Below are 12,025 nucleotides of genomic sequence, written 5' to 3'. Positions count from 1 at the left end.
CTCGCCAGCAAAAGGTAATCCGCTCTAGCAGGGGAATCTCCATCGAGTGGACGATCGATCCAATGAATCCATAAGAAGCGATGGAAACACAAAGACTGCCTGCGGACGTTGTGGCAGACTAGGAGGAATCGAAGATATCTAGATTGGTTGGCGGTCAACGTGGACATGCCTCTCCGGCGGCTCCGGCGTTGCGCCGGCTCTATTTTTAATGCGCAAGCCGGATAAGATACGACACGACAAATAGAATGCGGCATTCGAGGTATTCATCTTGATCTGGCAGCAAAGCTACCTTCTCTTCGGTCATGGTCTTGCGTTCTCGTTTTTTCTCGCCGCGCTTCCGATCTTTATCGTTCTGCTGATGCTGGGCGTGCTGCGCCGGCCTGCGTGGCAGGCTGGTCTTTGCGGCCTGATCGTCTCGCTGGCGCTCGCGGTCTTCGGGTACAAGATGCCGTTGGTCACCGCCGTCAGCAGCGCTTTGAACGGCGCGGCGTTCGGCCTCTTTCCTATCCTCTGGATTATCTTCTGGGCCATCGTGCTGTTTCGGATTACGGTCGAGACGGGGCAGTTCGAGGTCATCAAAAACTCCATCGGCCGGCTGACGCCCGACCCCAGGCTGCAGGCGCTGCTGATCGCGTTCGCGTTCAGCGGATTCCTCGAAGGCGCCGCCGGCTTTGGTACGCCGGTCGCGATCGCCGCTACGATGCTCATCGGGCTTGGCTTCTCGCCGTTCAGCGCCGCCGCGCTCTGCCTGCTGGCGAATACGGCGCCGGTGGCGTTCGGTTCGATCGGCATTCCAGTCATTACGCTGGCGGGTACGACGGGGCTTTCGGTCACGAAGCTCAGCGCGGCCGTCGGTGCGCTGTGTGCGCCGATCACGTTTATCGTGCCGACGTACATCATTCTGGCCGTGGGCGGCTTCGCTTCGACCGACGGGATCATCGTGCCGCTGCTGCTCACGGGCGGTGTCTGCGGCGTGGTGCAGTTTTGCGTTTCGAACTACCTGGGACCACAGCTCACGGATATTCTGGCGGGTCTCTGCACCATGGCGGCGCTGGTTCTGCTGCTGCGCTTCCGCCGGGCGCGCGCTTCGGCGCCGGTTGCGAACGAGGGCAAGACGGCGATGCTGCTGCGTTTTGCGCGGCGCGGCTCCGATGGCGCGCATGACGCGGAGCTGGTCATCGAAGAGAAGACGATCCCGACGTATACGGCGGGCGAGGTCTTCCATGCGTGGGCGCCGTACGGCATCCTGGTGGCCTTCGTGCTGCTCTGGGGATGGCCGCCGCTGACGCATCTGCTGGATAAGGTGACGGTCGTGATCCCGTGGCCTCAGTTGCATAACGTCGTGCAGAAGATGACGCCGATCGTGCATAAACCGACACCCTATGGCGCGCTGTTTACCTTCAACTTCCTTTCGGCGTCGGGAACCTCGTGCCTCTGCGCGACGTTGTGCTCGGTGTGGCTGCTGCGGATGAAGCCGGCGCAGTTCTTCAGCATTCTGGCGGGCGTGGTGCGCCAGCTTCGCAAGCCGACGGCGACGATTGCGTCGGTGTTGGGGATGGCGTTCCTGATGAACTACTCGGGCGCGACCGTGACGCTCGGCCTGGCGTTCGCCGCGACGGGCGCGCTGTTCCCGTTCTTCAGCGCGCTGCTGGGCTGGCTCGGCGTCTTCCTCACGGGGTCGGACACGTCGGCCAATGCGCTCTTCGGCAACCTGCAGGTGGTGACGGCGAACCGCCTGGGCTTCGACCCGGTGCTGCTGGCCGCGGCGAACTCCGCCGGCGGCGTGATGGGCAAGATGATCAGCATCCAGACGATCGCGATCGCAGCAGCCGCGACCGGGTTGAGCGTGGCGGAGCAGTCCAGGCTCTTCCGCTTCACGCTGAAGCACAGCGTGGTGCTGGCGTTTGTCGCGGGCGGCCTTGCGATTCTTTATGCGCATGTTCTGCATGCGTATTAGCGACGGGCAATTCGTTTGCATGACGCGAAAACGGGCTGCCTCAGGGCAGCCCGTTTCTCGTGAACAGCGGCGAGTTAGTCTTCTTCGTAGAACTGAATATCGAGCGTGCGCAGATAGGTGTGCAGGCCGGCATCCTGGATCGGCATGACGTACGCGTTGTGCGCCGACGCGTTCACATGCTCGTGCCACCAGCCCGGAGGCGTGACGAACGCCGAGCCCTTCACCCAGTCCACGCGCAGCGGATTCTTGATGTTGCCCGTGTTGTCCAGCTCCTCGCCCAGCAACGTGTAGGCGCCCGGTTGCGCGTCGACCACAAAGTCCAGCGCGACCGATTGATGACGGTGCGGCAACTGGCGGCTGTTCGGCAGCGCGACGCCGAACATCGTCCAGAGCACATGCGTGATGGTCATCGTCTGCTCAAAGTTCTTGTTTGCCAAGAGGACGCTGATGCGGCTGCGCGTCGCGGCCTCGGGATCGTTCTGCGCCTCGATCAGCTCCGCAAGCACCACATCGCGCTTGTACAGCGTGGGCGCGAAGCGGGACCTGCCCTTCTCCGCGCCGAGGTAGGCGAAGAGCGGCGAGTCGTTGACCATGTAGAACGCGGTGTCCTGTTCGGCGGTATGGCGGGCTTCAAGGCCGGGCAGCGCGACGAAGTCGCCCTCGCTCCAGGCGATGGATTTGAGCTCGCCGTCGACGGTCACCTCGGAGAAGCCGCTGCCGCGAATGACGTAGAAGAACTCGCTGCTCGCGACGCAGGTGGTCGTCAGGCTGTCGCCCTTCACGATACGGACGAAGGAGGCGAGCAGGCTGGGGCCGGTCGCGGGATACGGCACCTTCAGGTCGGCGCTGAGGTCGAGCTCGATGACGCGGCTCCTGCCCGTGGCGTAGCTGTCGGCGGAGAAGGTCTTGATGGGGATGCGCGGCGTGGCACCGGAATCGATCGGATTCGCGGCCTTGCTGTACTCGAAGATCTGGATGTCCTGCGTCAGCTCGGCAGCCGAAATCGCGGGCGAAAGTGTTTCCGTCGTCATGTGTTTCTCCTCCTGGAATGCTCGGAATTCGTGCTGCTCTACGAATATGAGTATCCTGAAAACTGACTGCCGGGGTCTTCGCGATTCCGCCAATTCTTGCGGAATCTTCGGGCAAAGCGAAGACCTCCGCGAAAGGCCGTGAATGTCCGAAACGCGCATCATCCTGGTTGGCGCCGACGATCCCCTGCCGTCGGACCACTTCTGGCATGAGGGCGAAGGCTTCGCCATCTACACCGCCGACCAGCCGCGCAGCACATGGCGCGAGCACACGCACGAGCATGTGCAGGTGACCATCGGGCTTGAACCGGCGCACATGCACGCCGAGTGGCGAAGCGGCGGCAAAGTCGCCGCGCGACGCGAGCTGAGCGGCAACAGCGTCACCATCATCCCGGCCGGAGAGCCGCATCGCACGCTGTGGCAGCGGCGCGCCACGCTCATTCACGTCTATCTCGATATGGAGCTGCTCGCCGCGACCGCGCGAAGCGTGCTTCACCTGGACACCTTCGCCCTGCGCCCCACGTATCTTGTGCGCGATCCGTTTGTCGAAGAGCTGGGCCGCGCGCTCTATCGCGAATGCAGGACCGGCGCCCTGTCGGATGCCTTCGCCAAGGCGCTGCTGACGGTGCTCGCGACCCATCTGCTGCGGACCTACAGCGCGCAGCCGGGCGATCGCGGATCGTTCCAGGGAGGGCTTGCGCCGGCGCGGGAACGTCGCGTGCGCGAGTATGTGGAGACGCATCTCGACCAGGAGCTTTCGCTCGAAGTTCTCGCGAAGACGGTCGATCTGAGCCCTTCGCACTTCGCCACGCTCTTCCGCCAGTCGACCGGTTTCACGGCGCATCAGTACGTGTGCCACCGGCGAGTGAAGCACGCGCAGAACCTGCTGATCGAGACGGCACAGCCGCTGGTGGAGATCGCCGCGGCATGCGGATTTACCAGTCAGAGCCAGTTCACGACGCTCTTCCGTCGCTTTACCGGTCTGCCTCCCGGAAAGTTTCGGCAGGACCAGGCGAGCGCGAGGCCGGCCCCGCCGGAATGAAGCCGTTGGAATATGTCAGGCACACGTAAGATTCAGCCGCGCCAATCGCCGCTATCGTGAAGATCAGAACCTTGCGATCCTTCACGGAGACGACGATGCTGAAGGCTGGACCCGCGCTTAAAGTCACCCTCTATCTCAACGACGACACCGGCTCCGAGCATGGTTTTCTGCATATGGAGCTGCTCGCGTTCCTCGAGCATCGCGGTATCGCGGGCGCGTCGGCGGTGCGTCCGTATGCCGGCTTCGGTTCGCATCACAGGTTGCATGTCGCCGGCGGGGGCGATGTGCGCGGCGAACATCTGCCCATCATCCTCAGTTTCATCGACGACGTCGATAAGGTGGAAGCGCTGTTGCCGGAGCTGCTGGAGCGCGTGACGGATGGCCTCGTCGAAGCGCATCCCACGCAGATTCTCAAGTCGGCGCTGGGTGTGTCACGGGTGATCGTTTAGTGGCGGCGCGCCGTTGCGGCCTCCTCGCGCTGGCGCTGGTCTTCGCACCGTCTGCGCATGCACAGCAGACGGGCCAGACGCTGACGCTCGAAGCCGCCGAGACAGCGGCGCTGCACAACCAGCCGCGCATCCTTGCCGCGGAGCTTCGCAGCCGCGCCGCGCAACAGCGCATCGCGGAGAGCCGCGCCGGATACTTCCCCACGGCCAGCTTCAACGCCACGGGCGTGCGTGTCGCGGACCCAGGCACGGCGACCGCCGCCGGCGCGTTGACGACCTCGTCCATCTCCGACCGCTTCGCCTATGGCGGCAGCATCGCGCAGCTCATCACGGACTTCGGTCGCACCGCCGCGCTGACGCAGAGCGCACGCTACCGGCTGGATTCGCAGCGGGACATGGCCACGCTGACCGGCGCGCAGGTGCGGCTCGCCGTGCGGCAGGCTTACTACAGCGTGCTGGGCGCGGAGGCCGTGTTGCACACGGCGAAGGACGCGCTGGCGAACCGTCATCTCGTCACGCATCAGTTGACCGAGCTTGCGAATAACGAACTGCGCTCGACGCTCGATGTGAGCTTTGCCCAAACGCTCGAATCGCAGGCGGAGCTTGCCGTCGTACGCGCGCAGAGCCTCGTCGAGCAGCAGCGCTCGCGCCTGGCCGTCGCCATGGGCGAGCCGCAGAGCGTGGCGGCTCCGCTGGCCGACATCGCGTTGCCGACCGATGCGCCGACCGATGCGGCGGCGCTGGAAGCACAGGCTCAGAAGACACGCGCGGACCTCGATGCCGCGCGTCTCGATCAGCGCTCCGCCGCAGAGACCGCGAAGGCCGAGCAGCGTCTGCGCCTGCCCACCCTGCAGGTGATGGGCGCCGCCGGGCAGACACCCTTTCACGACCGCACGCTGCAGGACAACTACGCCGCTGCGGGCTTCAACCTGAACATCCCCATCTTCAACGGCGGACTCTTCCGCGCACGCGAGGCCGAGGCCGCGTTTGAAGCAAAAGCCCGTACGCAGGACGTGGCGGAGCTTTCCCTGCGGGTCAATCAGCAGGTGCGCGATGCGCGCAGCATGGCCGACGAGGCGCTGCATGCCTGCGAGGTGACGCAGCGGCTGGTGGCGCAGACGACGCAGGCTCTGCATCTCGCGCAGGCTCGCTACGACAACGGGCTGGGCAGCATCGTGGAGCTGAACGAGGCGCAGGTGAACGAGACCTCGGCGGAGATCGATGCCGCCGATGCTCGCTATACCTATCTCTCGCGCCGCGCCGACCTCGACTACGTGACTGGAACGTTGAACTAACCTCGGAGGCCACCTTGATCTTGATGCATCCACGCCAACGGCGAAGCGGACCTATTACCCTGGCGCTCGTATGCCTCGGTGTTGTCGCCTGCAAGTCCGCGCCGCCCGCGCCTGTAACGGCTATTACGGTTCCGGTCGCGGTTGTGGGACGCGCGGATCTCGCCAACGACCTGACGGTGACGGCGGAGTTCACGCCCTACCAGAGCGTCGATGTCATGGCAAAGGTTGCGGGCTTCGTGAAGGCGATCAACGTCGACATCGGCGATCACGTGCAGGCTGGCCAGGTGCTCGCAACGCTTGATGTGCCGGAGCTGCAGGACGAGACCGCAAAGACGCGCGCCGCGCTGCTCGCCGCCGCCGCGAACATCGCCACGGCGAAGAGCAATATCGCGCATGCACAGGCCGGCGCCAACATGGCCCATCTTTCGTACACGCGCATCGCGGGCGTTGCGAAGTCCGAGCCCGGTCTCGTGCCAAGGCAGGAGATCGACCTTGCGCAGGCGCGCGATCTCGAGGCTGCCGCGGCGTTGGCCAGTGCGCAGTCCGGTCTGCAGGCCGCGGAGCAAGGCGATGCGCAGGCCATCGCCGAACGCGACCGCGCCAGCGCCATGCTGCGATACGCCACCATCCGCGCGCCGTTTGCCGGTGTCGTCACACATCGTTATGCGAACACGGGTTCGATGATTCAAGCAGGCACGGCATCGCAGACGCAGGCCATGCCGCTGGTGCAGCTAGCGGAGGATCGCACGCTTCGCCTGCTGCTGCCGGTGCCGGTGACGGCCGTCGCGGGCATCCACGCCGGCCAGCCGGTGGACATCGTGGTCAACTCCCTGGGCACGACGTTGAAGGGCACGGTCACGCGCTTCGCCGAAGACGTGCAGATGGCGACGCGCACCATGACCACCGAGGTCGACGTGCCGAACAAGGACGGCAAGCTGCTGCCCGGTATGTATGCGGAGGTGCATCTGCATCTCGCCGACAGACCCAACGCACTCAGCGCGCCGCTCGATGCCGTGGACGGACTGGGCAGCGCGTCGCAGCATGTGGACATCGTGCGCGATGGCCACGTCCACATCGTCGCCGTGACCACAGGCCTGCAGACGCCCGATCGCGTCGAGATCCTCTCGGGCCTTCGCGAGGGAGACCAGCTCGTCGTAGGCCGTCGTACTGGCCTGGCCGAAGATCAGGCGGTCGACCCACGCATCGCCGCCTACGACGCGCCCGCAAAGAAGTAAGCAGCAACCGAGCGTGAGCAACCGACAATGCATGTCCTCCTGAGTGCAGCGAAGTACCCCTGTATTTGCTTGCTTGTAACGCCACAACACCCGACTGAAAAGGCAGGGACACATGTCTGGCTTCGCCATCCGTAATCCGTATCTCATCGTTGTCCTCTGCCTGCTCATCAGCATCCTCGGCACGGTCAGCACGGCGCGCATGCCGGTGGATATGTTCCCGCCGGTGAACCTGCCCATCGTCGCCGTGGCGACATTCTACTCGGGCATGCCGCCGGAGCAGATCGAGACCAATCTCACCTATCACCTTGAACGCATGTTCACCTTCGCGGGCGGCATCGATCACATGGAATCGCGCTCGCTGCCGGGCGTCTCGCTCATCCGCATCTTCTTTCGCGCAGGCACAGATCCCGATGCAGCCGCATCGTCGATCGCATCGCTTGCCATGAGCGACATCCGCGACCTTCCGCCGGGCACCTATCCACCCATCGTGCTCAAGCAGGATGCGTCGAGCATCCCCGTCGCGCTGGTCACGCTTACGGGCGAAGGTCTGAGCGAGAGCGCGCTCAAAGACACCGCGCAGAACTACGTGCGCAATCAGCTTGCCAGCGTGCAGGGCGCCACCATCCCACAGCCCTTCGGCGGACGCTGGCGCCAGATCATGCTCTATACCGATCCGACCAAGCTCGAAGCCAATCAGCTCAGCCCGATGGACGTCGTGCGTTCGGTCAACGACGCCAATGTGATCCTGCCCGCGGGCGATGTGCAGATCGGCCGCTACGACTACAACATCTACACCAACTCCCTGCTCAAAGGCCCGCCGGATATCGCGTCCGTGCCGATCAAGATGTTGGGGCAGTCGCCTGTTCGCGTCGGCGACGTTGCAGTACCCAAAGACTCCTTCGGCCTGCAGTACAACACCGTGCGCGTCGACGGCAAGCGAGCGGTCTACCTGCCGATCTTCAAGCAGGGCGGCGACTCGAACACGATTGCGATCGTCGACGGCGTACGCACCACGCTGGGTCATCTCTTCGACGTACCTCCGACGCTCAAGAGTAAAGTGGTGTTCGATCAGTCGCGCTTCGTACGCACGGCCATCGAGACGCTGCTGCACGAAGGCGGCATCGGCCTCTTCCTTACGTGCCTGATGATCCTGATCTTCCTCGGCAGCTTCCGTGCGACGCTGGCCGTCTTCTTCTCCATTCCGCTGTCGATCCTCGCGACCTTCTTCATTCTGCAGATCGCGGGCAGCTCGGTGAACTCGATGGTGCTCGGCGGCCTGGCGCTTGCGCTCTCGCGCCTCATCGATAACTCGGTCGTTGTGCTTGAAAACATCTTCCGTCACCTCGAAGGCGGCGAGGCGCCGGCGGTCGCGGCGGAGAAGGGCGGCCGCGAGGTTGCGCTGCCTGTGCTTGCCGGCACGCTGACCACCATGGTCGTCTTCTTTCCGGTCACCCTGCTGTTTGGCGTCAGCAGATTTCTCTTCTCGGCGCTTGCCCTTGCCGTGGTCATCTCGCTCGCCGCGTCGTACTTCGTTGCGATGACGGTGGTGCCGCTCTTCTGCGCGAACTTCATCAAGAGTCCGCACGGCGAGCACACGCATGAGCCGGGCTTCTTCGAGCGCTTCAACGCCGGCTTCAATCGCGCTTTTGAGAAGTTGTTGACTCGCTACGACAGGCTGATTACGAAGGTGCTCGAATGGCCGCGCCTGACGCTCGCCGGCAGCGGCGCGCTCTTCGTGCTCAGTCTGCTGCTCTTTCCGCTGCTGGGGCGTTCGTTCTTTCCGCGCACCGACGCCGGCCAGTTCGTCATCAACTTCAAGGCGCCCTCGGGCACGAAACTGACGGCGACCGAAGAGGAGACCGCGAAACTCGAAGCGATTGTGCGCAGTGTGGTTACAAAACATGACCTCGGCATCATCGTCTCGAACCTCGGCATCGACCCTGGCTTCTCATCCTTGTTCTCGTCGAACTCCGCCATGCATACCGGTTTCATGCAGGTGGGTCTGCAGCCCGAGCACGAGAAGAGCAGCTTCCACTACATCGACGAGGTGAAGGCCAGGGCCGCGCGCGAGATGCCCGAGCTGCAGCTCTTCTTCTCTTCGGGTTCGCTTGTCGATGGCGTGCTCAACATGGGCGCACCCGCGCCGATCGACATCCGCATCAGCGGCAAGGATATGAAAGGCGACTTCGCCCTTGCGCAGAAGATCGCGGCCGAGGTGCATGGCGTCAAGGGCGTCGCCGACGTCTACATCCCGCAGGATGTGGACTATCCCTCGTTGCGTCTCACGGTTGATCGCGTGCGCGCCAGCGAATTGGGTCTCAGCGAGAAGGAGGTGGTCTCGAACGTCATCACCGCGCTGACCTCGAACCAGATGATCGCGCCGAGCGTATGGATCGATCCGAACAGCGGCAACAACTACTTCCTCACCGTCATGTACAAGGAAGGCCAGATCAAGTCCATCGACGATCTGAAGGCCATTCCGCTGCATGGCGAGCACATCACGCGGCCCACGCGGCTCGATATGGTCGCCGACATTCAACGCTTCGAATCGCCCACGGAGCTCGACCACAACCAGATTCGCCGCAAGGTCGACATCTATGTCCGCACCTCGACCGAAGACCTTGGCGCCATCACGGCGGAGATCGATAAGATCCTCGCTCGCAATCCGCCGCCAGAGGGTATCGACGTGATGCTTGCGGGTTCAGTCGAATCGATGAACGCATCGTTCAAGAGCTTCGGCATCGGTCTCACGTTGTCGATCGTGCTGCTGTACCTCATTCTCACGGCGCAGTTCCGGTCGTTCCTCGATCCGTTCCTCATCCTGCTGGCGCTGCCGCCTGGCATCACCGGCGTCATCCTCGCGCTGCTGGCGTGGGGCACGACGTTGAATGTCATGTCGCTGATGGGCGTCGTCATGCTGACCGGCATCACGTGCTCGGACTCCATCCTGATCGTCGAGTTCGCGCACCACCTGCTGAGCGAAGGCATGGGCGTGCGCGAGGCGGTCATGACCTCGTGCCGCGTGCGTCTGCGTCCCATCCTGATGACCACCCTTGCAACGCTGATCGGCCTGCTGCCGATGGCGTTGAAGCTGGGCGAAGGCAGCGAGTCTTACGCGCCGCTCGCACAGGCGCTGATCGGCGGACTCGCCTGCTCGCTGATGCTCACGGTGTTTATCGTGCCTGCGGGATTCTATGTGGCGTATCGCAATCGTCCGCTGGCCGCGGCATAAACCTGAAGCCGGCGGCGGCAGGCTGCATCCTATCCCCAAGAGGGATAGCCACATGCAGATCGCATTCTTGGGCCTGGGGAAGATGGGCGGCAGCATCGCCCACCTCCTCGTGAAGCAACATTCACTGACCGTCTGGAACCGCACCGCCGCTGCGTGCGAGCCTCTGGTGCAGCTTGGTGCAAAGTCCGCGGCCACGCCCGTCGAGGCCGTGCAGCATGCGGATATCGTCTTCACCATGCTGCTCGACGACGTGGCGCTCGAAGACATTCTCTTCGCACAGGGCGTGCTGGCGGCAATGCCCGCCCATAGCATCCACGTCTCGCTTTCGACGATCTCCGTCGCGCTCGCCGAGCGTCTGGAGCAGGCTCACGCCACGCATCGCCAGCGGCTCATCAGCTCGCCTGTCTTCGGGCGCCCCTCGGTCGCGAGCGAAGGCAAGCTCTGGCTTGCCGTAGCCGGGCCTGCCGGCGCCATTGACGAGGCCAGGCCTTTGCTGGAGGTCTTCTCGCGCGGCATCACCCTCGTCGGAGAGAGGCCCAGCCAGGCCAACGCGGCCAAGGTCGCGGGCAACTTTCTCATCTCGTCGATGATCGCTTCACTGTCCGAGGCCTTCACCGTCGCGGAGTCGAAGGGCATCGACCCGTCCATCTTTCTCGAGACCGTCAACAGCGCACTCTTCCAGTCGCCCTTCTACGCCAACTACGGCAAGCTGATGATCGATCCACCGGCAGAGGTGGGCGCGACGGTCAAGCTCGGCGCAAAGGATACGAGACTCTTTCGCGAGGCGGCCGCGTCCGTTCCGACGCCGCTTGCCGATCTCTATCGAGATCGCTTCGACGCAGCCATCGAAGCGGGACGAGGCGATGCCGACTGGGCCGCAGGCTACTTCGCCCAGACTCGCGCTGAAGCGAAATAGCGTGAAACGCAAAGAGGCCCGCAACGTGTGCGGGCCTCTTCGCGCTGGGGAGGGTTTTACTGTGCCGCGACGACCTCGAGCAGCGCATGGCTATGCGCCCAGATCTTTGGCGACCGGCGCCGCGATGCGAGCACCACCGCGCCGCCATCGCCGGCGTCGGTCATCGAGACATCCGTGAAGCCATACAGGCCGCAGGCCGAGGCGGAGAAGAGGCTCACCGACTGCTCGGTGTTCGAGGCGTCGCAGCCGCGTGGAGCGTTGCCCTGTGCTGCGATCAGGTGGGCGTATACGCCGCTGCCGCGCCGATAGGCCACCACGTCGCCATCGCGTGAGAGCACCTCCTCCTGCGAGCCCTGCACCTGGTCGCCGCCGACCTGTGTGGTCGTCGCCAGGGTGTCGTCGGAGGAGAAGGATTCGGACGCCGCCGAAGCCGTCAGCGGATCGGCCATCGCGCGCACCACGACCTTCAACGGGATCTGCTGTCCATGGTCGACCACGGCGTCGAAGGTAAACGCAAGCTCGGCCTGGGGCTGCTTCGCGTACGGCGTGCTGTCGTATCTGAAGGCGGCGCCGGCGGTGACGTGTCCAAGGACCTGCGAGCCTGCGGGCAGCACATGGCCGTTGGCCAGCCGGACTGCCTGTGTCGTCTTCGCCGCGATGGCGTCGCCGATGTGCGCGCGGCCTGCATCCACACTGCGGGTGAAGACGATGGGCAGGGTGGTCTGCGGGGCCAGGGCGGCGTCGGCGGGAGCGGACGCGAGGTTCAGGGCGAGAGCTGCGGCAGTCATCAACGGTGCGATCAACATGGCAAAACCTCCGGCGCTTCGATACCTGCGATTTCACCACCGGAGGCGCTTACGCTCATCTGACAACT

Annotated in this window: 9 protein-coding genes; 7 read left to right on the top strand and 2 right to left on the bottom strand. The window is 64.1% G+C overall.

Annotation, left to right across the window (positions count from 1 at the left end):
- The first annotated feature begins 268 nt into the window (after positions 1–268).
- On the top strand, positions 269–1,957 hold the full coding sequence (locus CHB87_RS19100; protein ID WP_089410051.1) for an L-lactate permease: 1,689 nt from the start codon (positions 269–271) through the stop codon (positions 1,955–1,957).
- Positions 1,958–2,031: 74 nt separating this feature from the next.
- Here CHB87_RS19100 and CHB87_RS19095 read toward each other — a convergent pair whose 3' ends face one another.
- Complete coding sequence (locus tag CHB87_RS19095) at positions 2,032–2,988, bottom strand: cupin domain-containing protein (RefSeq protein WP_089410050.1); 957 nt, start codon at positions 2,986–2,988, stop codon at positions 2,032–2,034.
- A gap of 142 nt (positions 2,989–3,130) precedes the next feature.
- On the opposite strand from CHB87_RS19095, the gene CHB87_RS19090 reads away from it, so the two are divergent.
- The 6 genes from CHB87_RS19090 to CHB87_RS19065 all read left to right on the top strand — a co-directional run bounded on the left by CHB87_RS19090 (position 3,131) and on the right by CHB87_RS19065 (position 11,151).
- A complete protein-coding gene (locus CHB87_RS19090) occupies positions 3,131–4,027 on the top strand; it encodes an AraC family transcriptional regulator (protein WP_089410049.1) in 897 nt (298 codons plus the stop codon).
- A gap of 71 nt (positions 4,028–4,098) precedes the next feature.
- A complete protein-coding gene (locus tag CHB87_RS19085; RefSeq protein ID WP_245818096.1) occupies positions 4,099–4,476 on the top strand; it encodes a DUF190 domain-containing protein in 378 nt (125 codons plus the stop codon).
- On the top strand, positions 4,476–5,768 hold the full coding sequence (locus CHB87_RS19080; protein WP_089410048.1) for a TolC family protein: 1,293 nt from the start codon (positions 4,476–4,478) through the stop codon (positions 5,766–5,768). Before CHB87_RS19085 ends, CHB87_RS19080 begins: the two co-directional genes overlap by 1 nt.
- Before the next feature lie 23 nt (positions 5,769–5,791).
- Positions 5,792–7,003 (top strand): efflux RND transporter periplasmic adaptor subunit, encoded by a 1,212-nt coding sequence (locus CHB87_RS19075; protein ID WP_089410080.1) that lies wholly within the window; start codon positions 5,792–5,794, stop codon positions 7,001–7,003.
- A gap of 112 nt (positions 7,004–7,115) precedes the next feature.
- Positions 7,116–10,235, top strand: a complete 3,120-nt coding sequence (locus tag CHB87_RS19070) for an efflux RND transporter permease subunit (protein WP_089410047.1) — start codon at positions 7,116–7,118, stop codon at positions 10,233–10,235.
- 52 nt (positions 10,236–10,287) lie between these two features.
- Positions 10,288–11,151 (top strand): NAD(P)-dependent oxidoreductase, encoded by an 864-nt coding sequence (locus CHB87_RS19065; RefSeq protein ID WP_089410046.1) that lies wholly within the window; start codon positions 10,288–10,290, stop codon positions 11,149–11,151.
- 56 nt (positions 11,152–11,207) lie between these two features.
- Here the strand turns inward: CHB87_RS19065 and CHB87_RS19060 are convergent, their stop codons facing one another.
- On the bottom strand, positions 11,208–11,957 hold the full coding sequence (locus CHB87_RS19060; protein WP_089410045.1) for a hypothetical protein: 750 nt from the start codon (positions 11,955–11,957) through the stop codon (positions 11,208–11,210).
- Between the last annotated feature and the right edge of the window lie 68 nt (positions 11,958–12,025).

It is taken from the genome of Granulicella rosea (genome assembly GCF_900188085.1).
Lineage (GTDB): Bacteria > Acidobacteriota > Terriglobia > Terriglobales > Acidobacteriaceae > Edaphobacter > Edaphobacter rosea.
Note: the sequence above shows the minus strand (reverse complement) of the source record. Positions and strands in the feature narration are given on the sequence as shown.